This window comes from Streptomyces sp. NPDC034103, from assembly GCF_055575395.1.
Map to the genome: position 1 here is coordinate 132,620 of NZ_JBVISS010000008.1, position 25,305 is coordinate 157,924.

The 25,305-nt window shown below is 73.2% G+C and carries 18 protein-coding genes and 2 pseudogenes; 10 read left to right on the forward strand and 10 right to left on the reverse strand.

From position 1 onward, the window contains the following. Window positions 1-159: 159 nt before the first annotated feature. The gene (locus ACZ56U_RS19050) at window positions 160-2,049 is read right to left on the reverse strand and encodes an ABC transporter ATP-binding protein (protein ID WP_469085440.1); all 1,890 of its coding nucleotides are present in this window, start codon (window positions 2,047-2,049) and stop codon (window positions 160-162) included. Between the two features lie 180 nt (window positions 2,050-2,229). Here ACZ56U_RS19050 and ACZ56U_RS19055 point away from each other — a divergent pair, with 180 nt between their 5' ends. Next, the gene (locus tag ACZ56U_RS19055; protein ID WP_469085441.1) at window positions 2,230-3,147 is read left to right on the forward strand and encodes a lysylphosphatidylglycerol synthase transmembrane domain-containing protein; all 918 of its coding nucleotides are present in this window, start codon (window positions 2,230-2,232) and stop codon (window positions 3,145-3,147) included. A 37-nt stretch (window positions 3,148-3,184) separates the two neighbouring features. Here ACZ56U_RS19055 and ACZ56U_RS19060 read toward each other — a convergent pair. The 3 genes and pseudogenes from ACZ56U_RS19060 to ACZ56U_RS19070 all read right to left on the reverse strand — a co-directional run. Beyond that, a pseudogene (locus tag ACZ56U_RS19060) lies at window positions 3,185-4,087 on the reverse strand (FAD-dependent oxidoreductase); the annotation flags it as partial. Then, window positions 4,084-5,553 carry an FAD-dependent oxidoreductase gene (locus ACZ56U_RS19065; RefSeq protein ID WP_469085163.1) on the reverse strand — a complete coding sequence of 490 codons (1,470 nt, stop codon included), beginning with the start codon at window positions 5,551-5,553 and terminating at the stop codon, window positions 4,084-4,086. The pseudogene ACZ56U_RS19060 and the gene ACZ56U_RS19065, both read right to left, overlap by 4 nt. Next, window positions 5,550-6,989, reverse strand: coding sequence for an FGGY family carbohydrate kinase (locus ACZ56U_RS19070; RefSeq protein WP_469085164.1), 1,440 nt, complete (start codon window positions 6,987-6,989; stop codon window positions 5,550-5,552). Before ACZ56U_RS19070 ends, ACZ56U_RS19065 begins: the two co-directional genes overlap by 4 nt. 301 nt (window positions 6,990-7,290) lie before the next feature. On the opposite strand from ACZ56U_RS19070, the gene ACZ56U_RS19075 reads away from it, so the two are divergent. The 3 genes from ACZ56U_RS19075 (at window position 7,291) to ACZ56U_RS19085 (ending at window position 11,048) form a co-directional block, all read left to right on the forward strand. Next, on the forward strand, window positions 7,291-8,268 hold the full coding sequence (locus ACZ56U_RS19075) for a hypothetical protein (protein WP_469085165.1): 978 nt from the start codon (window positions 7,291-7,293) through the stop codon (window positions 8,266-8,268). 25 nt (window positions 8,269-8,293) lie between these two features. Then, window positions 8,294-9,811: an amino acid permease gene (locus ACZ56U_RS19080; RefSeq protein ID WP_469085166.1), complete on the forward strand. Its 1,518-nt coding sequence runs from the start codon at window positions 8,294-8,296 to the stop codon at window positions 9,809-9,811. A 157-nt stretch (window positions 9,812-9,968) separates the two neighbouring features. Then, complete coding sequence (locus ACZ56U_RS19085; RefSeq protein ID WP_469085442.1) at window positions 9,969-11,048, forward strand: mechanosensitive ion channel family protein; 1,080 nt, start codon at window positions 9,969-9,971, stop codon at window positions 11,046-11,048. A gap of 13 nt (window positions 11,049-11,061) precedes the next feature. Here ACZ56U_RS19085 and ACZ56U_RS19090 read toward each other — a convergent pair. Next, window positions 11,062-11,385 (reverse strand): annotated as a pseudogene (locus ACZ56U_RS19090) (M1 family peptidase); the annotation flags it as partial. A 438-nt stretch (window positions 11,386-11,823) separates the two neighbouring features. Between ACZ56U_RS19090 and ACZ56U_RS19095 the strand changes: the two are divergent. The 3 genes from ACZ56U_RS19095 to ACZ56U_RS19105 all read left to right on the forward strand — a co-directional run bounded on the left by ACZ56U_RS19095 (window position 11,824) and on the right by ACZ56U_RS19105 (window position 16,320). Then, window positions 11,824-14,043, forward strand: coding sequence for an NADP-dependent isocitrate dehydrogenase (locus ACZ56U_RS19095; protein WP_469085167.1), 2,220 nt, complete (start codon window positions 11,824-11,826; stop codon window positions 14,041-14,043). 185 nt (window positions 14,044-14,228) lie between these two features. Then, the gene (locus ACZ56U_RS19100; RefSeq protein ID WP_469085168.1) at window positions 14,229-15,044 is read left to right on the forward strand and encodes an N-formylglutamate amidohydrolase; all 816 of its coding nucleotides are present in this window, start codon (window positions 14,229-14,231) and stop codon (window positions 15,042-15,044) included. 58 nt (window positions 15,045-15,102) lie between these two features. Next, on the forward strand, window positions 15,103-16,320 hold the full coding sequence (locus ACZ56U_RS19105; protein WP_469085169.1) for a cytochrome P450: 1,218 nt from the start codon (window positions 15,103-15,105) through the stop codon (window positions 16,318-16,320). A gap of 1 nt (window position 16,321) precedes the next feature. Here the strand turns inward: ACZ56U_RS19105 and ACZ56U_RS19110 are convergent, their stop codons facing one another. From ACZ56U_RS19110 to ACZ56U_RS19120, 3 genes are read right to left on the reverse strand one after another with little or no spacing between them, the layout of a single operon-like run. Next, window positions 16,322-16,795, reverse strand: a complete 474-nt coding sequence (locus ACZ56U_RS19110; RefSeq protein ID WP_469085443.1) for a hypothetical protein — start codon at window positions 16,793-16,795, stop codon at window positions 16,322-16,324. Between the two features lie 5 nt (window positions 16,796-16,800). Beyond that, window positions 16,801-17,376: an RNA polymerase sigma factor gene (locus tag ACZ56U_RS19115; RefSeq protein WP_469085170.1), complete on the reverse strand. Its 576-nt coding sequence runs from the start codon at window positions 17,374-17,376 to the stop codon at window positions 16,801-16,803. Between the two features lie 59 nt (window positions 17,377-17,435). After that, window positions 17,436-18,854, reverse strand: coding sequence for a S8/S53 family peptidase (locus tag ACZ56U_RS19120; RefSeq protein WP_469085171.1), 1,419 nt, complete (start codon window positions 18,852-18,854; stop codon window positions 17,436-17,438). A gap of 148 nt (window positions 18,855-19,002) precedes the next feature. Between ACZ56U_RS19120 and ACZ56U_RS19125 the strand changes: the two genes are divergently transcribed. Continuing rightward, window positions 19,003-21,567 carry a CHAT domain-containing protein gene (locus tag ACZ56U_RS19125; RefSeq protein ID WP_469085444.1) on the forward strand — a complete coding sequence of 855 codons (2,565 nt, stop codon included), beginning with the start codon at window positions 19,003-19,005 and terminating at the stop codon, window positions 21,565-21,567. 121 nt (window positions 21,568-21,688) lie between these two features. On the opposite strand, the gene ACZ56U_RS19130 is transcribed toward ACZ56U_RS19125, so the two are convergent. Both ACZ56U_RS19130 and ACZ56U_RS19135 read right to left on the reverse strand, forming a co-directional pair. After that, window positions 21,689-21,904, reverse strand: coding sequence for a response regulator transcription factor (locus ACZ56U_RS19130; protein ID WP_469085445.1), 216 nt, complete (start codon window positions 21,902-21,904; stop codon window positions 21,689-21,691). Beyond that, the gene (locus ACZ56U_RS19135) at window positions 21,805-23,685 is read right to left on the reverse strand and encodes a hypothetical protein (protein ID WP_469085172.1); all 1,881 of its coding nucleotides are present in this window, start codon (window positions 23,683-23,685) and stop codon (window positions 21,805-21,807) included. Before ACZ56U_RS19135 ends, ACZ56U_RS19130 begins: the two co-directional genes overlap by 100 nt. Before the next feature lie 94 nt (window positions 23,686-23,779). Between ACZ56U_RS19135 and absR1 the strand changes: the two genes are divergently transcribed. Together absR1 and ACZ56U_RS19145 are read left to right on the forward strand one after the other, a co-directional pair. Beyond that, on the forward strand, window positions 23,780-24,865 hold the full coding sequence (absR1, locus tag ACZ56U_RS19140) for a beta-glucuronidase AbsR1 (RefSeq protein WP_469085173.1): 1,086 nt from the start codon (window positions 23,780-23,782) through the stop codon (window positions 24,863-24,865). Between the two features lie 185 nt (window positions 24,866-25,050). Next, complete coding sequence (locus ACZ56U_RS19145) at window positions 25,051-25,299, forward strand: hypothetical protein (protein ID WP_469085174.1); 249 nt, start codon at window positions 25,051-25,053, stop codon at window positions 25,297-25,299. Window positions 25,300-25,305: the final 6 nt, after the last annotated feature.

Consider the following 25,305-nt stretch of genomic DNA (forward strand, 5'->3'; position numbering starts at 1 on the left):
TCGGAACGACAGTGCGTGGGGCACTGTGTGAGTGAGCGTCAGGTTCTGTGGGGTGCTGTTGGGAAACCGAACGCACACTAGGTTGTCGATCCGAGTGGGGCAATGATGTTGTCGGTCTTTGTGTGAACCTGCGGGGTTGACGTGCCGCGTGGGAATGTCCTACGCCACCGCCTCGACCTCCGCGACGTCGCCGGGCCGCTCCTCGAACTGGGTCCGGTACAGCTCGGCGTAGCGACCGTTGGCCGCCAACAGCTCCTCGTGCGTGCCCCGTTCGATGATCTGCCCGGCCTCGACCACCAGGATCTGGTCGGCCGCCCGGACCGTGGACAGCCGGTGGGCGATCACCACGGCGGTGCGGCCTTCGAGGGCCTCGGTGAGCGCCTCCTGGACGGCCGCCTCCGAGGTGTTGTCGAGATGGGCGGTGGCCTCGTCGAGGATGACCACGCGTTGACGTGCCAGCAGCAGCCGGGCGATGGTCATGCGCTGGCGTTCACCGCCGGAGAGGCGGTAGCCGCGCTCGCCGACGACCGTGTCGAGGCCGTCGGGCAGGGAGTCCACCAGGGCTTCGAGGCGGGAGCGGCGCAGGGCGTCCCTCAGTTCGGCCTCGGTCGCCTCGGGGCGGGCCAGCAGCAGGTTGGCGCGGACGGTGTCGTGGAAGAGGTGGCCGTCCTGGGTGACCATGCCCACGGTGGCGCGCAGCGAACGGGCGGTCAGGTCGCGGACGTCGGTGCCGCCCACGCGCACGGCGCCCTCGTCGACGTCGTACAGGCGCGGGAGCAGTGCGGCGATGGTCGACTTGCCGGCGCCGGAGGTACCGACGAGCGCGATGGTCCGGCCCGGTTCCGCGCGGAAGGAGATGCCCTTGAGGACCTCGTCGCCGCCCCGGGTGTCCAGGGCCGCGACCTCCTCCAGGGAGGCGAGGGAGACCTTGTCGGCGGCCGGGTAGCCGAAGCGGACGTTGTCGAACTCCACCGCGACCGGGCCCTCGGGCAGCTCCCGCGCGTCCGGCTTCTCCTCGATCAGGGGCCTGAGGTCGAGCACCTCGAAGACCCGCTCGAAGCTGACCAGGGCGCTCATCACCTCGACGCGGGCGCCGGCGAGGGAGGTGAGCGGGGCGTAGAGCCGGGTCAGGAGCAGGGCGAGGGAGACGACCGCGCCGGGCTCCAGGGAGCCGCGCAGCGCGAACCAGCCGCCGAGGCCGTAGACCAGGGCCAGCGCGAGGGCGGAGACCAGGGTGAGGGCGGTGATGAACACCGACTGGGCGGTGGCCGTGCGCACACCGATGTCGGCGACCCGGCGGGCGCGGGCCGCGAACTCCTCGGACTCCTGCTCGGGGCGGCCGAACAGCTTGACCAGCGTGGCGCCGGGCGCCGAGAAGCGCTCGGTCATCCGGGTGCCCATCGCCGCGTTGAGCGCGGCGGCCTCCCGCTGCATCCGGGCCATCCGGGTGCCCATCCGGCGGGCCGGGATCACGAACACCGGGAGCAGGACCAGCGCGAGGAGCGTGATCTGCCAGGAGAGGGTGAGCATCACGGCGAGGGTGAGCAGCAGGGTGACCAGGTTGCTGACGACTCCGGAGAGCGTGTTGCTGAACGCCCTCTGGGCGCCGATGACGTCGTTGTTGAGTCGGGAGACGAGCGCTCCCGTACGTGTGCGTGTGAAGAACGCGACCGGCATGCGCTGCACATGATCGAACACAGCCGTCCGCAGATCGAGGATGAGCCCCTCCCCGAGCGTCGCCGACAGCCGTCGTCCGAGGATGCCCAGGGCCGCCTCGGCCACCGCGATGAGCGCGATGAGCAGGGCGAGGCGTACGACGGTGCCCTCGTCGTCGCCCGTCACGATCGCGTCCACCACGTGTCCGGCGAGGACCGGGGTGGCGACGGCGAGCAGCGCGGTCGCCACCCCGAGCACCACGAACTTCGCGATGCGGGCGCGGTGCGGCCGGGCGAAGGCGCCGATGCGGCGCAGTGTCGCGCGGGCGAGGGGGCGGGTCTCCTGCTCGGCGTGCATCACGCTCTGCAGCTGTGTCCAGGCTGTGGTTTCCATGCTCATGGGAGCGAACGTACGACCTCAAGCGTTGTTGAGGTCAACACTCCTTGGATGTCCCCCCGCTCGAAGGAACCGATGACCGTACGCAATGCTCCCGCCGCCCTGCCGCAACCCGACGTTGGAACGGCGGGGAAAACCTCTTCGGACGTGAGCCCCCGCCGCGTTCCCGCCCGCGGGATCCGGCAGATCCTGTGCCTGCTGCCGCTGCTGCTCGTCACGGTCGTCGCCGTGGAGCACCGCTCGGTCCTGGCCGCGGGCTTTCGCCATCTGCGCTCGGCCGAGTGGCCCTGGCTGCTGGTCGCGGTCTGCGCGACCTGTCTGACCTGGGTCGCGGCCGCCTGCACCCGACAGGGCGCGGTGGTCGAGAGGCTGCCCAAAGGGCGGTTGCTGGCCACCCAGTTCGCGGCCGGAGCGGCCAACCACCTGCTGCCGACCGGTCTCGGCGCGAGCGCGGTCAACCTCCGTTTCATGACGGTGTGCGGACTGCCGCTGGCCCGCTCCTCGGCCGCACTGGCGCTGTACCTGCTGGCGGAGTCGATCGGCCGGCTGGGGCTGCTGGCCGCGTTGCTCATCGCGTTTCCCGACGCGCTGAGCCTCGGCCCCCTCCTGCCCGAGGGCGCGGTCGCCGCGCTGCTGCCCGCCCTCGGTCTGGTGCTGCTCGTGGCGGCGGCCGTCCTCGTCCTCGTCCGACGGGTGCGCACCACCGTGACCTCGTTCCTGCACACCGCGCTGGCCGAGGCGCGCGAGGTGCACTCCCGACCCGCGCGGGCGTTCGCCCTGTGGGGCGGTTCGCTCGCCTTCCCCGCGTTGCAGGCGTCCGGACTGGCCGCCGTCGGGCAGGCGTTGGGGCTGGCCGTGCCGCCGCTCCACATGGCGGTGGCGTATCTCGCGGCGACGGTCGCGGTGGCTCTGGTGCCGACGCCGGGCGGGATCGGTTCGGTGGAGGCGGCGCTGGTCGTGGCGCTGGTGGCGGCGGGCGGTCCGGCGGCGGTCGCCACCGCCGTGGTGCTCGCCTACCGGATCATCACGGTGTGGCTTCCGCTGCTGCCGGGGGCGTTGACGCTCGGGGCCCTGGTGCGGATGAAGGTCATCTGACCCCGTTCGCCTGGGGAGCGGCCCGGCACGGGTCGTTCAGGAACCTCTCGACGGCGACGGCGACCCGCGCGCCGGCGCGGGCGGCCTCGACGGCGCTCTGTCCGGGGTGCAGCAGCCCGCCCGCGGCGAACACCCCGGGCCGTGAGGTCTCGGGGGCGAGGGTCAGGCCGCCGCGCCGCGCCAGCTCGTGCTCGGGCACGAAGTCGCCGGTGAACACGACGGTGTCGCAGGCGAGGACGGTCGTACGCCCGTCCCGGTGGCGGACGCGGACGCCGGACAGCCGTCCGTGGCCGAGGAGTTCGGTGACGGTGGTCCGGGTGAGCAGGGGAAGGCGCCCGCGCAGTCGGGCGTCCGCCGCGCGGATCCGCGCGATCCGGGCCCGGTCCGACTCGGTGACCAGGGCGACGACCGCGGCCCCAGCGGCCCGTACGGTGTCGGCGGCCGCGTACGAGACGGGCTCCGCTCCGACGATCACCGCCCGGGTGCCGATCCGCTGCCGGTACAGGTGCACGGCCTGCTGGAGCTCACCGGTGGTGTAGACGCCGGCCGGTCGGGTGCCCGGCACCAGGCGGGCGGCACGGGGGCGTTCGCGGGCGCCGGTGGCCAGGACCACCGCCCGTGCCGTGAGGGTCTCGGGGCCGTCGGGGCCGACCGTGGCCAGCGCGCGGGGGCCCGTCCAGTCCAGGGCGGTCACTCCGGTCCGGACGACCGCTCCGGTCCGCGCGGCGGCGTCGGTGAGCAGCCGCGCGTACGCGGGGCCGGTCAGCGGGTGCAGCCAGGTGCCGAAGCCGCCGTGGGCGCAGTGCCGTGGCACTCCCCCGGCCTGCCGCTCCCGGTCCAGCACCTCGACCCGGCCGGCCCCGGCGACGGCGAGGCGGGCGGCGGCCGCGAGTCCGGCGGGACCGGCGCCGACGACGAGCACGTCGACCTCGCGGATCATCGGCCGGCCTCCTCGCGCGTCATCGGTCCGCCCCCTCGCGCGTCACCGGCCCGCCCCCTCGCGTCGGCTCGGCTCGGCTCGGCGCGGGGTCCCGCGCGCTCGAACAGTTCCCGGACCGCGGCGCCGCAGTGGAAGCCCTGGCAGCGGCCCGCCCGGGCCCGGGTGCGGCGGCGCAGCCCGTCGAGGCTGCCGGGCGGGACGGTGCTGGTGAGGGCGTCGCGGATCTCTCCTCGGGAGACGCGTTCGCAGTGGCAGACCAGGGTGCCGTACTCCGGGTCGGCGGCGATGAGGTCGGGGCGCTGGTAGGGGCGCGGGAAGGCCTCGCCGAGGGTGGGCATGCGGACCGGATCCAGGTCGCGGGAGGCGCCCAACTCCAGCCCGTGTTCCACCAGTTGTTCCGTGACGTGGGCGGCGATGGCGAGCGAGGCCGTGAGCCCCGTGGAGCGGATGCCGCCCACGGTGACGTAGGACCGCTCGGGGTGGACGCGGATGCGGTAGTCGTCGTGCTCGGTGGCGGCGCGCAGCCCTGCGTAGACGGCGGTGACCTCCTCGTCGAGCAGCGCGGGCAGGATGCGGCGGCCCTTCTCGCGCAGCAGGGACAGGCCTTCGGCGGTGGACTGCGTGGCGTGTCTGTCGTCGAGGTCCTCGGCGGTGGGGCCGAGCAGGACGTTGCCGAAGACGGTGGGGGCCACCAGGACGCCCTTGCCGAGCGCGGTGGGCACGGGCAGGAGGATGTGCCGGACCAGGGACCGGGCGAACGTGTCGAAGACGATGAGCTGGCCGCGGCGCGGGGTGACGGTGAAGTCGGCGTGGCCGACCCGGCGGTCGAGGGTGTCGGCGTGGAGGCCGGTGGCGTTGATCACCCATCGGGCGTGCAGGGGTCCCCGAGTGGTGCCCGAAAGCCCTTGGTCCATACGGCAGTTGAGATGCAGGTCCACTCCGTGCCGGACCGCCTGCGTCGCGTACGCCAGAGTCGTCGTCCAGGGGTCGATGATGCTCTCGCCGGGGACCTCCAGGGCGCCGAGGGCACCGGGGCCCAAGTGTGGCTCCCGTGCGTACAGTTCGGCTCTCCCGAGCAGTCGGGTGTCCTGGTGGTCGTTGCGTTCCGCCTTCTGTGCGAGGCGGGGCAGGGCGGCGAGCTGTTCCTCGTCCCAGGCGACCAGGAGGGCGCCGACGTGTTCGACGGCGATGCCGGACTCGGCGGCGAACGAGGCGAGTCGGCGGTACCCCTCGCGGACGAGGTGGCCCTCCAGCGAACCGGGCACGGCGTCGAAACCGGTGTGCAGGATGGCGGTGTTGGCCTTGGAGGTGCCCTGGCCGACGTCGTCCTGCGCCTCGACGAGGGCGACCCGCAGCCGCGGGTACCGGGCGAGTTCACGGGCGATCGCGCAGCCGACGACCCCGGCGCCGACGACCGCCACGTCGTACCGCGTGACCGGCAGAGGGCCGTGCGTGGTGACCGTCATGCGGGCGTCCGGTGGAGCAGGGCGGTGACCTCGGCGCGGAAGGCGCCTCGGCGTTCGGCGGCCTGTTCGGCGGTGATCCGCGGTTCGTACACGGCGGCGGGCTTCCGGTCGGGCATCGCCTCGGCGAGCGTGAGTGCGGGCTCGGCGCCGAGCCGGGCCAGCGCGCCGACGCCGAGCGCGGTCGCGTCGGGCAGGGCGGACACCTCGACGGGGCGTTGGAGCAGGTCGGCCTGGGTCTGCAGGAGGAGGGTGGAGCGGGTCAGGCCGCCGTCCACGCGCAGCGTCTCCAAGGGTGCCCCCAGGTCGGCACCTGCGGCGTCGGCGAGTTCGGCGACCTGGGCGGCGATGCCCTCGCACAGGGCGCGCACCAGATGGCCGGCGCCGGTGTCGAGGCCCAGCCCGGTGAGCGAGCCCCGCAGGTCGCCGCGCCACCAGGGGGCGGCGAGTCCGGCCAGCGCGGGGACGAAGGTGACGCCGCCGCTGTCCGGCACGGTGGCGCCCACCGCGTCGAGGTCGGCGGCGCCCCTGATCACGCCGAGGTCGGTGAGCCAGCGCACGGCGGAGGCGGCGGTGTACACCTGCCCGTCGAGGCAGTAACGGGCGCGCCCGGCGAGCCGCCAGGCCACACAGCTGACCAGCCCGGAGTCTCCCCGGCTCGGGGTGTCGCCGGTGGGGGCGAGCAGGAACGCCCCGGTGCCGTAGGTGCACTTGGCGTCGCCGGGCGCGGTGACACGCTGGGCGAGCAGGGCGGCCTGCTGGTCGACGGCGAGACCGGTGAGCGGGATCTCCGGCCCGAACTCCTTGGTCGTGCCGATGTGTCCGGCGTTGTCGACGACCTTCGGGAGCCGTTCGTCGGCGAGTCCGTACAGGTCCAGGGCGCGGGGCGACCAGCGGGCTTGGTCGAGGTCGAGGAGCTGGGTGCGGCCGGCGGTGGCCGCGTCGGTGACGAGGGCGCCGGTGAGGCGGTGGACAAGCCAGGCGTCGGTGGTGGTGACGAGGCCCTCACGGGTGCGGTGGCAGCGTATCCAGGCCATTTTCGGCGCGGCGAAGTACGGGTCCAGGGGGAGGCCGGTGAGGTCGCGCAACTCGTCGGCGTGCGGGGCGAGTTCCGCGCAGACGGACTCCGCGCGGCGGTCCTGCCAGACGAGGGCCTCGGTGAGCGGGCGGCCGGTGTCCGGGTCCCAGGCGAGCACGGTCTCGCCCTGGTTGGCCAGGCCCAGCGCCACGACGGGCTCACCGGCCTCGGCGAGGGCACGGTGACCGGCGTCCAGAACCGAGGTGTACAGCTCCTCGGGATCGACGTCGACCAGGCCGCCGGGCAGATGGCGCGGGCGCACCTCGGCGAAGCCGCTGCCGATGACACCGCGTTCGGGGCAGACGACGAGGGCCTTGGTGCCGGATGTGCCCTGGTCGACGGCGAGCACCGGACCTGTCATCGAGCCCCTCCCCAGGACGGTTCGCCGGAGCGTTGCTCGGACGCTCGCAGCGGCCCCCCGGCGATCACAGGGCGACAGCCTGCCGCCGTCCGCCACCCGACGTCAAGCACGACTCGTGCAGGTCAACTCGCTGAGTGCGGAAAGGAGTTCGAAAAGATCGGGAAACCGCCGAAGAGGCGGAACCTCCGCCTCTATAGTGACCGCCGCGACCGAATCGAGCTTCTCGACCGCCGCCCAGAGGAGGGCTGTTGTTACTCCACCCTGCCGCCAGGACCCACCCGCTGCCCGGGGCGGGGGACTGATGGCCAGAGACGGAGCACGACCCGCCTACGACCCCGCAGGACACGACACCGCACTGCGCGCCACCCTCCAGGAGTTACGCACCGGACGCTGGATGTCGATGCGCCGGCTGCTCACCGAGACCACGGCCTGGTGGCAGTGGACCCAGCGCACCCAGGTCCTCGCCACCGCCGCGGCCGGCACCGACGTGGTGCGCGCCTGGCTCGACGAGGAGCCGCACAGCGTCCCGGCCGCCGTGATGCACGCGAGGGTCACCGTGGAACGGGCCCTGCGGGCGCACCGGGAGGACCACTTACGCACCCTCGACCTGTGGCGGGAGGCCTGGCAGGCGAGCTACGCGGCGACCCGGGCCGCCCCCGATGACCCCGTCCCGTGGGTGTGCCTGCTGGCGCTGGCCCGCCTCGACCGGGAGCGGCGGCGGGCCGAGCACCGGGTGCCGCCGCCCGGGCCGATGCTGCCGCCGGGCCCGTGGGGACTGCTCGCCGAGGCCGACAAGCGCGACCCGTACAACCGCGAGGCCCACCACCGGATGCTCCAGTTCCTCTCCGAGCACGGCACCTCGGGGCGGTTGGCCGAGGCCGCCGGCTACGCGCACTGGGCCGCCGACACCGCTCCCCCGGGCTCCGCCCTCCACGTCCTGCCGCTGTACGTCCGGGTCGAGCGCTACCGGCGCTCCGGCGGCCGCGACGCCGCCCTCGACCTGCACTGGGTCGCCGAGGACGCCACCCGCGAGGCGAAGCGCGCGCTGTATGCCTGGTTCGAGCAGACCTTCGCCGCCGAGCGGTCCCCGCTGGACCTCAACCATCTCGCCCACGCCCTGTGGGGCGCCCTCCAGTTCGCCGACGCGGACCGGGTGTTCGAGGCGCTCGGCCCGTACTGGACGCCGCTGCCCTGGGCGTACCGCACCCCCGATCAGGGCGACACCGCCCAGGCCGTGGAGTTCTTCCTCCAGGCCAGGGCGCGCTGCCGCCCCGCGTGAGAGTCCACCCGTCCCGGAGGTTCACATGTCCCGCACCACCGACGGCCACCCCGCGCACGACGAGGAGCGGCGCCTGCGCGAACTGGGCTACCGCCCGGTCCTCGCCCGCCGCATGGGCGGCTTCGGCAACTTCGCGATCAGCTTCTCGGTGATCTCGATCCTGTCCGGCTGCATGACCCTGTACGGGTTCGGCCTGGGCACCGGCGGTCCCGCGGTGATGCTGTGGGGCTGGGCCGGCGTCGGTCTGTTCGTCCTCTGTGTGGGCCTGGCGCTCGCCGAGGTCACCAGCGCCTATCCGACGTCCGGTGCGTTGTACTACATGGCCGACCGGCTCGGCGGCCGCCGCTGGGGCTGGTACACGGGCTGGCTGAATCTGCTCGGTCTGCTGGGCGCCATCGCCGGCATCGACTACGGCGCGGCGCTGTTCGCGGGCGCCTTCGCCAACCTCCAGTGGGGGTTCGAGCCGACGCCGGAGAAGACGATGCTGATCTTCGTGGCGATCCTGCTGCTGCACGCCGTACTGAACCTCTTCGGGGTGCGCCTGGTCAGCGTCCTGAACTCGATCAGCGTGTGGTGGCACCTGGCCGGCGTCGCGCTCATCGTCGGCGCGCTGGCGATCGTCCCCGACCACCACCAGTCCCCGTCCTTCGTCTTCACCGAGTTCGTCAACGACACCGGCTGGTCCAACTCGCTGTACGTGGCGGCCATCGGCCTGCTGCTCGCCCAGTACACCTTCTCCGGCTACGACGCCTCCGCCCATCTGTCTGAGGAAACCTCCAACGCCTCGGTGTCGGCGGCGAAGGGCATCGTCCGTTCCATCTGGGTCTCCTGGATAGCCGGTTTCGTGCTCCTCGCCGGTCTGACCTTCGCCATCCAGGACTACGACGCCACCCGGGCCACCGACACCGGGGTACCGCCCGCGCAGATCCTGCTGGACGGCCTCGGCACGGACGGTGCGAGCGCGCTGCTCGTCGTGGTGATCGTCGCCCAGCTGTTCTGCGGCAACGCCGAGGTGGCCGCCGCCAGCCGCATGGTGTTCGCGTTCAGCCGGGACGGGGCGCTGCCCGGCTCGGCCCTGTGGCGCAAGGTCAGCGGCCGCACCCAGACCCCGGTCGCCGCCGTGTGGCTGTCGGTGACGGCGGCCTGCCTGCTCGCCCTGCCGTCCCTGTACTCGGCGACGGCGTACGCCGCGGTCACCGCCATCAACGTCATCGGCATCACCCCCGCCTACGCCATCCCGATCCTGCTGCGGCTGCGCGCGGGCGACCGTTTCCAGCCGGGTCCGTGGAGCCTGGGCCGGTGGAGCAGGCCGATCGGCTGGATCGCGGTCGTGTGGGTGGCGTTCGTCACGGTGCTGTTCTGTCTGCCGCAGGTGTCGCCGGTGACGGTCGACACGATGAACTACGCCTCCGTCGCCCTCGCCGTCGTCCTCGCCCTGGCCACGGTGTGGTGGTACGCCGCCCGCCGTTCGTACGGGACGCCCACCGCCGCGGCCTACGGCTCCGACCGTGACCAGGCGGAGCTCGCCGAGGGAATCGTCTGAGAAGGAGCGTCGGCGTCCGGGCCGTCTGCGAACTCCCGTGCCGGATACGGCAGGATGAGCGGTCGCGTCGGCCGGGGCCCCGCCAGGGCCGACGCGCTCGATCGTCCAGCAATGTCGAACAGGTGGCAATGTGACTGCATTTCAACGGGATCTCACCATGGACGACCTGGTCGTCCCCGGAATCGCCGTGGTCGCGGGCCTGGTTGCCGCATTCCTGCTGCGCATCCTGCTCAAGTGGCTGGGCAAGCACGCCGATCGCACCAAGTGGGGCGGTGACGACGTCATCGTGGCCGCGCTGCGGACGGTGGTGCCCGCGGCGGCGATCGCGGGCGGCGTCGCCGTCGCCGCGGCGGCACTGCCGCTGACGAAGACGACCCAGCGCACCACCAACCAGGTCCTGACCGTGCTGCTGATCTTCGTGGTCACGGTGGCGGCGGCCCGGCTGGTGGCGAGCCTGATGCGGAGCGTCACCCAGTCGCGCCCCGGTGTCGCCGGCTCGGCCACGATCTTCGTCAACATCACGCGCGTGCTGGTCCTGGCGATCGGCTTCCTGGTCGTGCTCCAGACCCTGGGCGTCTCCATAGCGCCGATGCTCACCGCCCTGGGCGTCGGTGGCCTGGCGGTCGCGCTCGCCCTCCAGGACACCCTCGCCAACCTCTTCGCGGGCATCCACATCCTCGCCTCCAGGACCGTCCAGCCCGGCGACTACATCCGGCTGAGCAGCGGCGAGGAGGGCTATGTCGAGGACATCAACTGGCGTCAGACGACCGTTCGCGCGCTCTCCAACAACCTGGTCGTCATCCCCAACGGGGAGCTGGCGAAGTCGAACATGACCAACTTCATGCGCCCCGAGCAGCAGTTGACGATCCTGGTCCAGGTCGGCGTCGCCTACGACAGCGACCTGGAGCACGTCGAGCGGGTGACCATCGAGGTCGTCGCCGAGGTCATGACGGAGATCACCGGCGCCGTCCCCGACCACGAGCCGCTGGTCCGCTTCCACACCTTCGGCGACTCCCGGATCGGCTTCACCGTCATCCTGGGCGTCGGTGAGTTCAGCGACCAGTTCCGCATCAAGCACGAGTTCATCAAGCGCCTGCACAAGCGCTACCGCGCGGAGGGCATCCGCATCCCCGCGCCGACGCGCACGGTGGCCCTTCAGCAGGGTGCCGTGGTGATCCCGCAGCAGCGGGGTGCGGAGTTCGACGCGGGCGAGATGTCCCCCGCCCGCTTCGACTGACCGCCCACCGCCCCTACAGGGTGGCCGAGTTGTCGTGACGGCCACCGCCCGGGCGGGCCTGCGGCTGCCGCGGCGCCGCGCTCGCCGGCGTCACCGTCCAGTCCGGATGCCCCGGCATCCGCGGGGCCTTCGTGCCGTAGAGCCGGTCCGCAAGGAACCCCGACAGGTCCTGCCCCGCGACCTCCGAGGCGACGGCGATGTAGTCCTGTGTCGTCGCCGAGGAGTCACGGAAGCGGTCCAGGAAGGTCCGCTCGACGCGGTGGAAGACCGTCTCTCCCACCAGCCGGCTCAGCGCGTACAGGACGAGAACGCCGCCGAGGTGGCGCTGGCTGTCGAAGCGGGTGGCCGTCGCGTCGACGAGCCTGGTCGTGGCGTCGTACGCGAGGTCGAGGTGGTACGCCGAGACCCGGTGGCCGTCGTTGCCCAGGCTCGGGAGGACGGGGTCGCCGAGGGTCTGCGGGCCGTGCGTGCCGGTCCGCGGGGCCGCGGGTGCCGGGGGCGCCGCGATCAGGGCCGCGGTGGTGCCGATCAGGGCGGCGGGGCCCGTCACTCTGGCGCGATCTCTCATGGTCCGCTTTCGTTCGGGCGGCCGACCGGTCGGGTCCGGCCGTCGGAAGAGGCGTGATCACCACGCATGACCGCGGGATCAGACGCGTCGAACGGGCAAGCGGATGCGCGGGTTCTCGGACAGCGTGCGCGGACCGCTGTCGAGCCTCGGACGGACAGGAGATATCTTGATGTCGAGCAATGTTGCAGACGTGGAGCGGAGCACCCGGTGACTGACTCGACCATCATCTATACGCACACTGACGAGGCCCCGGCCCTGGCGACGTATTCCTTCCTGCCGGTGGTCCAGGCGTACGCCTCGCAGGCGGGTGTCGCCGTTCAGACGCGGGACATCTCGCTGGCCGGCCGCATCATCGCGGTGTTCCCGGAGTACCTGACCGAGGACCAGCGCATCCCGGACGCCCTGCACGAGCTGGGCGAACTGGCGAAGACGCCCGAGGCCAACATCATCAAGCTGCCGAACATCTCGGCGTCGATCCCCCAGCTCAAGGCCGCCGTAGCCGAGCTGCAGAGCCAGGGCTACGCGCTGCCGAACTACCCGGACGACCCCAAGACCGACGAGGAGCGGGACATCCAGGCCCGCTACGACAAGGTCAAGGGCTCCGCCGTGAACCCGGTCCTGCGTGAGGGCAACTCCGACCGCCGCGCCCCCGCCTCGGTCAAGAACTACGCCAAGAACCACCCGCACCGCATGGGCGCCTGGTCGTCGGACTCCAGGACCAGCGTCGCCACCATGGGGCAGAACGACTTCCGCTCCACCGAGAAGTCCGTCGTGATCTCCGAGGCCGGCGCGCTGAGGATCGAGCTGGTCGCCGAGGACGGCACCACCACGGTCCTGCGCGAGTCGGTGCCCGTCCTCGAGGGCGAGGTCGTCGACGCGTCCGTGCTGCACGTGGCCCAGCTGCGGGAGTTCCTCACCGCGCAGATCGCCGAGGCCAAGGCGCAGGACGTGCTGTTCTCCGTGCACCTGAAGGCCACGATGATGAAGGTCTCCGACCCGATCATCTTCGGCCACGTGGTGCGCGCGTTCTTCCCGAAGACCTTCGAGCGCCACGGTGCGGCGCTCGCCGCGGCCGGCCTGACCCCGAACGACGGTCTGGGCGGCATCTACAAGGGCCTGGAGTCCCTGGAGAACGGCGCCGAGATCAAGGCCTCCTTCGACGCCGAGCTCGCCGAGGGCCCCGCCCTGGCGATGGTCGACTCCGACAAGGGCATCACCAACCTGCACGTGCCGTCGGACGTCATCGTCGACGCCTCGATGCCGGCCATGATCCGCACCTCCGGCCACATGTGGGGCCCGGACGGCCAGGAGGCCGACACCCTCGCGGTGCTGCCGGACTCCTCGTACGCCGGTGTCTACCAGGCCGTGATCGAGGACTGCCGCGCCAACGGCGCCTACGACCCGTCGACCATGGGCTCGGTCCCGAACGTCGGCCTCATGGCGCAGAAGGCCGAGGAGTACGGCTCCCACGACAAGACCTTCGAGATCAAGGCGGCCGGCACGGTCCGTCTGGTCGACCAGGCCGGCAACGTCCTCATCGAGCAGCCGGTCGCCGAGGGCGACATCTTCCGCGCCTGCCAGACCAAGGACGCCCCGATCCGCGACTGGGTCAAGCTGGCCGTCACCCGCGCCCGCGCCACCGGCGACCCGGCCGTGTTCTGGCTGGACGAGACCCGCGCGCACGACGCCAACCTGATCGCCAAGGTCAACGCCTACCTGCCGGAGCACGACACCGAGGGTCTGGACATCCGCGTCCTCGCCCCGGTCGAGGCGACGAAGCTCTCCGTGGAGCGCATCCGCCGCGGCGAGAACACGATCTCGGTCACCGGCAACGTCCTGCGTGACTACCTCACCGACCTCTTCCCCATCCTGGAGCTGGGCACCAGCGCCAAGATGCTGTCGGTCGTCCCGCTGATGGCGGGCGGCGGCCTGTTCGAGACGGGCGCCGGCGGCTCCGCGCCGAAGCACGTCCAGCAGCTGGTCAAGGAGAACTACCTGCGCTGGGACTCCCTCGGTGAGTTCTTCGCGCTGGTGCCGTCCCTGGAGCAGTGCGCGACGGCCACCGGCAACCCCAAGGCCAAGGTCCTCGCCGACACCCTCGACCGCGCCACGGCGACCTTCCTCAACGAGGACAAGTCCCCGACCCGTCGCGTCGGCGGCATCGACAACCGCGGCAGCCACTTCTACCTGTCCCTGTACTGGGCCCAGGAGCTGGCGTCCCAGACCGACGACGCGGACCTCGCCAAGGCCTTCGCACCGCTCGCCGAGACCCTCGCCTCGAACGAGCAGAAGATCATCGACGAGCTGGGCGCCGTCCAGGGCAACCCGGCCGACATCGGCGGCTACTACCAGCCCGACCCGGCCAGGGCCGCGAAGATCATGCGCCCCTCCACCACGTGGAACGAGGCGCTGGCGTCCCTGAGCTGACGCACCCCCGCACGCGACTCCGCCCCGGTCGGCAGCTGCCCGGCCGGGGCGGGGCCGTTCCCGGCAGGCCCGAGCGACTCCCGGGCGGCGGCTCCTGAGGAACGCCCGCGCGGCCGGCCGCTCCTCGGGGGCGTGCATGCTGTGATCATGCAGCACGCCACCGACAACGCCCTGGGAGCCGCCGCATGACGCCGTCCTACGAGATCCTGCCCGGCGCCGCCGCCTCCCCGGTGATCCTGCACGTGCCGCACTCGGCGCGGGAGATACCGGCCGACGTGCGGGCGGGCATCCTGCTCGACGACACGGCGCTGGAGCGGGAGTCGGACCACATCGTCGACGCCCACACCTCCGAGCTCGCCGAGGCGGCGGCCGGCGGGGCGGAGGTCGTGCCGTGGCGGTTCGTGAACCGGCTGTCGCGGCTGGTCGTCGATCCCGAGCGGTTTCCGGACGAGCGGGAGGAGATGCTCGCGGTCGGGATGGGGGCCGTGTACACGCGGACCACGCACGGCGAGGTGCTGCGGGATGCGGACACCGACCCGGAGCCGCTCGTCGCGCGGTACTTCCGGCCCTACGCCGACGCCATGACCCGGGCCGTGGCCGACCGGCTCGCCGCCGTCGGACGGGCTGTGATCATCGATGTGCACTCGTATCCCAGCCGACCGCTGCCCTATGAGCTGCACGGTGACGGCCCGCGGCCGCCCGTCTGCCTCGGCACCGACGCCTTCCACACCCCGCCCGCACTGCTCGCCGCCGCCCGGGAGGCGTTCGGGCAGGCCGGGGCGTTCGGGCAGGCCGGGGCGTTCGGGCGGACCGGGGTGGACAGCCCGTTCAGCGGGACGTACGTGCCCCTGGAGTTCCACGGACGTGATCCCCGGGTCGCCGCGCTGATGGTGGAGATCCGCCGGGACACCTACATGAGCGAGCCGGGCGGGCCCGCCGGGCCGGGGCTGGCGCGGCTCGCCACGGCGCTCGCGGCGCTCGTCGACGCCGTCTCCCGCTGACGTCCGGCTGGAGCACTCCCGCGCGACACGGGCCCGCACCGCGGCGAGGGTGGGTGGCATGACCGAGGAAACCACCACGCTCACCGGCCCGCCGGTACGGGACTGGCCCGCACTCGACCTGGCCGGCACGGAGTTCGACCCCGTCCTCGCCGACCTCATGCGGGAGGGCCCGCTGACCCGTATCCGATTGCCGCACGGCGAGGGCTGGGCGTGGTTGGCGACCCGCCACGAGGACGTCAGGGCGATCACCAACGATCCGCGCTTCAGCCGCACCGCCGGGATGGACCGCCAGGTCACCCGGCTCGCCCCGCACTTCGCCCCACGCCCCGGCTCCCCCGCCTGGGCCGACCAGCCCGAGCACAACCGGCTGCGCCAGGCGGTGGCCGGCGCGTTCACCGCGAGCGCGATGAAGCGGCTGCGGCCCCGCGCCCAGGAGATCCTCGACCCGCTGGTGGCCGGGGTCGTACGGGACGGGCCGCCCGCCGATCTCGTCGAGCGGATCCTCGAACCCTTCCCCATCGCCCTGATCAGCGAGGTCATGGGGGTGCCCGCCGCCGACCGGGAGCAGGTGCACGCCTGGACGGCGCGGATCGTGTCGACCGAGGGCGGTGCCGAGGCCGCCGCGGAGGCCAAGAAGGGCCTGTTCGGCTGGATCGCCCAGACGGTGCGGGCGCGCGCCGCCAGCGAGGGTGACGACGTGTACGCGCTCATCGGCGCCGCCGTGCGGCGGGGTGAGCTCACCGAGGAGGAGGCGGTCGGGCTGGCCGCGCCCCTGCAGATCGGCGGCGAGGCCGTCACCCACAACTGCGGCCAGACGCTGTACCTGCTGCTGACGCGGCCCGAGCTGATGGAGCGGCTGCGCCATCACCCCGAGTCCCGCGCGAACGCCCTGGACGAGCTGCTGCGCTACGTCCCGCACCGCACCGCGGTCGGTCTCGCCCGGATCGCCCTGGAGGACGTCGAGATGTGCGGGCTGCGCATCCGCGCGGGCGAGCCGGTGTACGTGTCCTACCTGGCCGCCAACCGCGATCCGGCCGTCTTCCCCGACCCGGACCGCATCGACCTGGACCGGGACCCCAACCCGCATCTGTCCTTCGGCTACGGCCCGCACTACTGCACGGGCGCGATGCTCGCCCGCCTCCAGATCGAGCTCATGGTCGCCACGCTGCTCGACCGGCTGCCGGGGCTGCGGCTCGCAATCCCGGCCGACCAGGTTCCCTGGCGCCGCAGGACGATGATCCGCGGGCCGCGGTCGCTGCCCGTGACCTGGGACTGACTCAGACGGTCAGCCAGTCGGTGACGATGGCCCCCTCGTCGGTCCGCAGCCTCAGCGCGAAGGGTCCGGCGGGGGGTTCGTCGTAGCTGAACCGCCCCATGTCGTCGGTGGTCAGCGGGGCGCCCGCCTGGGGGCCGCTGAGCACCTCGACCAGCGCCTGCTGCGGTGGCAGCACCTGCCCGAACAGCTCCTGCCCGGTCACCTCCACGTCGACGGTGACCTCGCCCGCGCGGAAGGTCAGCATCCGCGGCACGCCGGTGGCGCCCCGCACCGGGATGGCGTCCACCACCGAGTCGAAGGTCAGCTCGGCGATCCGGGCGTCCAGGTCGTGCAACGCGAAGGCTTCCACGGCGAGTTGCCGCAGCCCGGTCGGCACCGGGTCGAGGATCGCGGCGGCCCGGCGCAGCTCCTCCTCCAGCGGTCCGACGTCGAACTCCTCGCCGTCCCGCGCGTCTTCGTCGAAGTCGTCGTTCACGGTGCTCACACCGCCCCCCTTGCTTCCATACGTGCCCGCAGCCGGCGCAGACAGCGCTGGCGCAGCGGTCCGATACTGCCCACGGCGATGCCCAGGGCCGCGGAGACCTCCTGGTAGCTGGGCGGCGGCGAGGCCATCAGGATGCGCAGCAACTGACGGCAGCGATCGCCCAGTTCCTCGAACTCCTGCCACAGTCGGCGGATGCGCTCGCTCTCCACGGCCGCCTCCTCGGAGTCGAGCACCGACTGCTCGGGCGTGCGGTCGTCGCTTACCCGGTCGAGCACCTGCGGATCGTCGGTGGGCGTCAGCCGCTTGAGGCTCTTGAGGACCTTCAGACACTCGTGGCGCGCGGTGCTCGCGAGCCAGGAGCCGGCCTTCTGCGGTTCCCGGATGCGGCCCAGATGCTGGGCGAAACGGAACCACACCGTCTGGTACACCTCGTGCGCGTCGGCGTCGGAGAGCCGGTGCGCGCGCACGACCGACCACACCAGCGGGCTCAGCCCCTCCACGAGCGCCTTCCAGGCCGCCGCGTCGCCGTCGACGGCGGACTGGACCAACGCGCCGACTTCTGCTCGGTCCACGGCCCCACCCCTCGTGTACGGCATGTCATCGTACGCCGTGACGGGGGCGAGTTCGGCCCTCACCGCTGGACAGCCGTGCTCGGGCGCCAGGTCGGCGGGATGAGGGCGGCGACGTGCGCCCCCCGCACCTCCGCGAACTCGGTGTTGTTCGCGATCAGTTGCTGCCGGGCGGTGCGCGGGTCGGTCTCCTTGTCGGCGGTCATGAGCGCGGCCACCATGCCGGCCGCGGCAGGGGTCGCGAAGGAGGTGCCGCTCCAGTGCGCGAACCCGTCGAACATCACCTGGTCCGGCTTCGCGGAGCTGCCGTCCTCGCTCAACATGCCCGCGTGACGGGGGTGTTGGCAGGTGCACAGGTAGGTGAAGTGGAACCGGCAGACGTCGTACGTGGAGTGCTGGTAGACGTACGGGATCGGCGCGTCGAAGCCGGTGAGGGTGCTGGTGAGGCGCTCGCCGGGCGCGTAGGCGCTGACCCAGGAGCCGTGGTTGGTGAAGCAGGCGCCGTGGTCGCCGTCGGTGCGCAGGGCGCCGATCGCCAGCACGGAGCTCGCGTAGTCGGGCAGGGAGGCGTAGGCGGCGGGCCAGAAGGGCGTGGCGCTGGCGTTGTTCCCGGCGGCGGCGACCAACAGGGTGCGCTGCTGCCGCAGTTCGCGCATGAAGGCGTCGACGCCCAGCAGACCGTCGGTGCGGCCGTTGGAGGTGCCGGCGGACAGGCTGATGATGTCCGGCCAGCCGCCCTCGTCGACGGCGGCGAACAGCGCCTCGCCGAAGTCGGATTCGAGGATGGCGCCCGCGTCGTTGAGGGTGTTGCGCACGGTGATGTTGGTGTTCGGCGCGACGGACGCGAGGATCCCGGCGATGAACGTGCCGTGGCCGACGTACTGCATCAGGTTGCCGTGTTCGTCGGTCTCGGTGCCGTGCAGGTCGCCCTGGACGTGGGAGAGCAGCGAGACCAGGGAGTAGTCGTGGGTGAGGCCGTTGTCGATGACCAGGACGTCCACGGCGGTGTCCGCGTCGTGCCCGGCCTCGGCGGGGGCCGGGTTGGTGCCCCGGTTGAGCGGGGCGGGCACCGGCTCGTCACCGGGACAGGAGTTGACGGCGATCGTCACCACGTGGTTGCGGCTGACCAGACGGCGCCCGGCGCGTCCCTCCGGTTCGCGCATGACCCGCAGGGCGTTGGCGACGGCCCGGTCGGCGCGCCGGTCGCCGTGGCCGGGGTCGCCGACCTGGATGCGGGTGATGCCGGAGCGGTTGGTCTCCGGGCCGGCCCGGCGCACCTCGTCGCCGCTCAGCCCGGTCGCGGCGGTGAAGTGGTCGCGCACGGTGTCCTCGACGAGCCGGGCCTCCTCGCCGTCGCGCGCGAGGACCACCCCCTTCTCGTAGATGAACTCGGCCGAGTCGTCGGGCCCCAGGGCCAGGGCGACGTCGGGCATGGAACGCTGGATCTGGTCGAACTGCTCGTGGAATCGCTGTGGTGCCATGGCGTGTCCTCCCACAGGGGCGGCGGTCGTCAGTCAGAGTCGCGGGGCCGTTGATTGATACAGCGCCAAACCTGTGTGGCGCACTACCCGGACGACTACCATCCGTTGAGTGACGGCGAGAAGCGACCCGGTTCTCGAACTGCTGCCCATGGTGTTCGCCGCCCCCCACCAGGCGCTGGCGCGGGCGGAAGAGGTACTCGGCTCCGATCCCTCACCGCTGCACGCCTCCGTCGCCCACCAGGTCATCGGCATCTGGCAGCGGGACTGGGGGGACTTGAGGATCGCGCTGGAGCATCTGCGGCGCGCCCGCGATCTGGCGGCGCGCGCGGAGTCCGCGGACCGCGAGGCCGATGTACTGGCCGCGCTCGGGGTGGCGTTGGTGCACGCGGGGCGCACCCGGCAGGGCCTGGCCGCGCTGGAGCGCGGGGTCGCGATCGGCAGCGGGCACACCCGCGCGCGCGTCCTGTTCCGACGGGCCTTCGCCTCCTGGGTGCTGGGTCTGCACCAGGAGGCGCTGGTGGACGTGCGCCGGGCCATCCCCGTGCTGCGGCAGGCGGACGACGTGATCTGGACGGCACGCGCGCTGACGCTCCGCGCGACCGTGCATCTGGCGCTCGGCGCGGTGGAGCGGGCGGACGCCGACTTCACGGCCGCGGAGACGCTGTGGGACACCACCGGCCAGGACCACGACAAGGCGGACGTGGTGGAGAGCCGGGGCCTGGCCGCCTTCCGCTCCGGGGATATCCCGGTGGCGCTCCGGCTGCTCGACGAGGCCGAGGAGCGGTACGCCAAGCTCGGCACGCCGTCCTTCATGCTCTACATCCGGCGCTGCGAGGTGCTGATGGCCGCCGGGCTCGCCCCGGAGGCGCTGGCCGAGGCGGACACGGCGATCGGGGTGCTGGACCGCATCGGCGGGCAGTCCACGCGCAAGGCGGAGCTGCTGCTGGCCGCGGCGCGGGCGGCCCGGCTCGCGGGCGATCCGCACACCGCGATCGCGCGGGCCGCGCTGGCGGTGCGGCTGTTCGCCGGGCAGCGGCGCCCGTGGTGGGAGACGCACGCCCGGCTGGTGCTGATCGAGGCACGGGTCGCCGCCGGGCGCGCCGCCGGGCGCCTGGTCGCGGACGCGGCCGACGTGGCCGACCGACTGGCCGCGTTCGGGGCGCCGGCGGCTCCGGAGGCCTCGCTGCTCGCGGGCCGGATCGCGCTCGACCTGGGGTGGACGGCCGACGCCGAACGCCATCTGGCGGTGGCCGCGCGCAGCCGGCGCAGCGGTCCGCCGCTGGCCCGTATGACGGGGTGGGCGGCACAGGCGCTCAGGGCCCGGGCCGCCGGGTCGGGACGGGGCGTGCTGGAGGCGTGCCGGCGCGGCCTGGACGTGCTCGACGACCACCGGATGACGCTGGGGGCAGCGGAGTTGCGGGCGCGGGCCACCGCCCAGGGCGCGGAACTCGCCGCGCTGGCGCAGCGGGCGAGTCTCGGCTCCGGTCCGCGCCGGCTGCTGGTGTGGAGCGAGCGCTGGCGGGCCACCGCGCTGTCCACGCCGCCCACCCGGCCGCCCGCCGATCCGACCCTGCTGGGCGACCTGACCGCGTTCCGGGAGATCGCCGCCCGCGCGGAGGAGGCCCGCATGGAGGGCCGCCCGATACCGGCGCTGGAGCGCGAACAGCGCCGTCTGGAACGGGAGATACGTTCCCGGACCTTGCACATCCGTGGGGACGTGCCCGGCTACGGCACCCGCTTCGACCCCACGCGGCTGCTGGAGCGGCTGGGGGACGACGTACGGCTCGTCGAGCTCGTCGTGCTGGACGGGAGGGTCCAGGTCCTGCTGTGCGGGCAGGGGCGGGTGCGGCGGTTCGAGGCCGGTCGGCTCGCCGACGCGGAGACCGAGGCCGAGCATGTGCAGGCGGGGTTGCGGCGGCTGGCCCACCCCGGGGCGGAGGCGCGCCTTCCACTGGTGCTGGAGGCGGGGCGCCGACTTCAGGAGCTGCTGCTCGGTCCGGCGGTGGCGCAGCTCGGCTCCGGACCGGTCGTCGTCGTACCCCCCGCCCGGCTGCACCGGGTGCCGTGGGCGCTGCTGCCGGCACTGCGGGAGCGGGTGCTCAGCGTGTCGCCGTCGGCGAGCGGCTGGCTGCGCGCGCGGGAGACCGAGCCGCCGCCCGGCGGGCGCCAGGTGCTGGTGCGCGGGCCGGGGCTCGCGACCGAGGGCGCGGAGGTGTCCGAACTGGCGGACCGGTACGGCGGTTCCACGGTCCTGGAGGACGACGAGGCGCGGGTGCCGCGGGTACTGGAGGAGCTGGACGGGGCGGCCCTCGCGCACATCGCCGCGCACGGCACCTTCCGGGCCGACAGCCCGCTCTTCTCGTCGCTGCGGATGGCGGACGGGCCGCTCATCGTGCACGACCTCGAGCGCCTGGACCGCAGCCCCTACCGGATCATCCTGTCCTGCTGCGACACCGCCCGCTTCGCCTCCGTCGGCGCCGACGAGCTGCTCGGCCTGGTCACCGCGCTGCTGCCGCTGGGCACAGCGGGCGTGGTGGCGTGCACGGCACCCGTCAACGACGCCGCGGTGGTGCCGCTGATGCTCGCACTGCACAAGGGACTCGACACCGGACTCTCCCTCGCGGAAGCGTTGCGCGACGCGCGAGCGGCCCTACCGGGAGACGCCACCCACCAGGCGACGGGGTGGGCGTTCTCGGCATTCGGGGGCGCGTGAGGGCGAGCGGGGGCGAGCCTGGACCGGAGCCGGGCGTCGGCCCGGCGCGTCGCGGTTGACGTGGGTGGCGGCCTGACCCCTCCCCCGGTCACGGGGGTCAGACCGCCGGTACGGGACCGGCTCAGGCCGGTTGGGCGTCGGGGAGTTCCACCAGCCAGGGCAGTGCGCCCCGGCCGCCCGCGCCGAGTCGGGCGTACGCGCTGTAGAGGTGGTTGCCGACGGTACGGATGGACAGGGTCAGCTTCTCCGCGATCTGCCGGTTGCTGAGGCCGGCGGCCGCGAGGGTGACGATCTGCCGCTGGCGGGCGGTGAGTTCACCGAGGACGAGACCGGACAGGGCCGGGGTCCGGGCGCCTTGGCAGCGCCGGGCCAGCGCGACCGCCCGGGTACGTGAGGTCCGCGCGGCACTCGGGTCGCGATGGGCGTGCGCGGCCTGGGCGCGGGCCTCGGCGGCGAAGAGCACGAACCCGCGCTCCTCCAGCCGCTCGGCCACCCGGTCGAGGGCGGCCCCGTCACCGCGGGCGAGCGCGTCGGCGTGCAGGGCGAACACGTCGGCCCGGGCCGGGGCCGGCTCGTCCACGGGCGCGTCGCGTCGGCACGATGTCCGGCGTGGAGACCGGGCCTCCGCGGACCGCGCGCCTGCCGGACGTCGCCGTCGTCGCCCCACCGCGGCCCGTCTCCCGGCGCGCGCATGTCGGCATGCCGGGTCCGCTCGGGCCCGCCCTCGCGCGTGACGTCGTCACCGTGCTCCCCCGACACCGTGTCGGCCCACCTGCCGGGTGTGCCCAGACGTACGGCGTCATAGGTGCGGCCGACCGCTTCGAGCGCTGTGTCGAGGTCCCCGCGGGCGGCCGCGTGCCAGGCCGCCGTCTGGGGTCCGGTGTCCGCCCCGGCGTCCGTGACCTCACCGGACTGCAATGCGGCCAGGGCGAGTTCGGCACGGCAGGAGGTGTCGCCCGGAGCGTGGCGCAGCCCCTCCCGCGCCCAGGCCGCCGCCTCCCGCAGCTCTCCCCGCAGCCGGGCGAACCGCGCTCGCACGGCCCCGTACCAGGCCGGCACCGGCTCGCCCTCGGCCACCAGCCACTCCCCCACGGGCGCGCAGGACCTCGTCACATCGGCCCGCTCCATCCGTCGCGACAGCTCGGCCGCCTCCTCCTCCAGGGCCGCCTTGCACTGCTCCGGGGTCCGGGCGAGCCGCCGCGCCCGCAGTCGCCCGGCCGCCGCCCGCAGGACGGGACCGTGCAGCGGGTGGGCGAGGCATACGGCACCGTGGTCGTCGACGCGCACCAGACCCTCGGCCTCCAGGTCCTCCAGGGCCCGCAGGTCGAAGTCGTCCATGTGGGGGGCCAACGGCTCGGCGAACGCCAGGAGTTCGAGCACCTCGCGCTCCTCGCGGCGCGGCCGGTCCAGGACGCAGCCCGCCCGCTCCCGCACGGTCGCCGTCACCGGCACCGGCCCCCGCCACGCCCACGCGTCCGCCCCCGGCAGCCGCCGGAGCAGCCCGCCCTCGCGCACCGCGGTGAGCAGCTCCCGCAGCAGCCGCAGATCACCCCGGCACAGACGGTGCAGCCGGTTCACGGTGAGCGGCTCCAGCCCGCCCCCGGCGCCCGCGGCCAGCAGCTGGGCCGTCTCCTCGTACGGCAGTGGTTCCAGGACGAGTCGGGGCAGCAGTTCACCCGTCCACAGGCGGGAGACCGCGCCCGGGACGAGGGCGCCGTCCGCGGCCACCACCAGCAGCCGGGTGCGGCCGTGCACCGCAAGCTGGTGCACGAGGGCGGCCGAGGCGTCGTCGAGCAGATGCGCGTCGTCGACCAGCAACAGCCGTACGGCGGAGAGCAGTTGGACGGCGCGGTGCAGGGAGACCGGCTCGGGCAGCAGGTGGGCGAACGCGGCGAAGGGGAGGTGCCGGGTCTCGGGGGTCCCGGCGACCCTGGCGCAGTCGGTGCCGCGGACGGCCTCCGTGACGAGCCGGGTCTTGCCGCAGCCCACCGGGCCGGTCACCACGATGCCGTGGTGACCGGCGGCCGAGGACCGGCGGATCAGCTCCAGTTCGTCCTCCCGGCCGGTGAACGGCCAGGGCAGTTCCAGGGTCTTCGCAGCGCGTTCGAAAGTCGTCACGACAACAAGAGCCCGAGTACTCACCCCTGATACACAGGGACTTGAGTAGCCCTCGACTCAGGCGCCCATGGCGCACCGACGGCACTCTTGGCGCATGACCTCCCGCTACTGCTCCCTCGCGCAGCAGCCGGCTCCCGTCTTCACACCGGGGCTGGCCGCCGAGAGGCTCAGTGCGCTCATCGGCGGAAGCCGGATGTGGGTCAACAACACCGTCCTGCACTACTACTTCTTCGACGGCGAGTCCGACGCCTCGGTGATCGCGGTACCCGGCAGCGGGGCGACCCGGCGGGTGTCGTGGGTCGGCGCGAAGGAGCAGCAGGACGTCGTGCGCGGGTGCTTCCAGGAGTGGCAGGACCTGGGCATCGGCGTCACCTTCACCGAGGTCGCCACCCGCGGCGAGGCGGAACTGCGCGTCGGGTTCCAGTTCGGCGACGGCTCCTGGTCGACCGTGGGCAGGGACGCGCTGCGGGTCGGACTGCACGAGCGGACCATGAACTTCGGCTGGGACCTGACCGCGCCCGGGGAGCGCGGGACGGCCCTGCACGAGATCGGGCACGCGCTCGGCATGCACCACGAGCACCAGAACCCGTTCGCGGGGATCCACTGGGACGAGGAGGCCGTCTACGCCGATCTGGCGGGCCCGCCGAACCACTGGACCCGGGACCGGACGTACGTCAACATCCTGCGCAAGCTGGACGTCCGTGAGGTGAACGGTTCCTCCTGGGACCCGCAGTCGATCATGGAGTATCCGTTCTCGGCGGGGCTGATCCTGGAGCCGGAGCAGTACCGCGCGGGTCTCAACCCGCCCGGTACGCTCTCGCCCTCGGACAAGGAGTACGCCCTGCGCTGGTACCCGTCGGCCGGCCCGTCGCGGTCGCCCGCGCTGGTGCCGTTCCGTTCGGCTCCGCTCGGTCTCGGACCGGGCGACCAGGCCGACTTCATCGTCGAGCCGCCGGAGACCCGCGAGTACACCGTGGGCACCTTCGGCGACGCCGACACCGTCGTGGTGGTCTTCGAGGAGCGGGACGGGGAACCCCGCTACCTCGCCGGCCACGACGACGGCGGGGCGCCGCACAATGCCACCGTCAGGGCCCGACTCGTCAAGGGTCGCCGCTACTTCGTCCGTGTGCGCCTGTACTCCGCGTGGGGTTCGGGGGAAACCGCGGTCATGTGCTGGTGACAGCACATACAGGCCGCACACGGGCGATGCCGGTCCACTGTCCGGCGCCGGGGGATGGCCGGCGATCGTCACCTTCGGGGGAGGGAGACGATCGCCGGCCATACGGCGTTCCCCGACACGGGAGTACGGCGGAGTCGTCGGCGCCACCGCTCGCGGTCGTCGACGACAGGGCCTAGGATCCGCCCATGCTTGCTTCGGACGCCGGGTCGGGCGATGAGCTGCGGGATCTCCTGGTGACGGTCCTGTGGCTGTTGCCGGTCGCGGCGGGGCTGTGCGCGGGGTCCTGTGCGGTGTTCCTCGGCGTCGGGCGCAGGCTGCGGGCGGCCGGGGAGGCCTGCGCCGCGACGGCCACGGCACGCAACGCGGTGGCGACCGGGACCCTCGCCGTGTTCCTCGCCGCCTGCTGGGGCGCCGCGTTGTGGGTGATCCGGTAGCGCGGC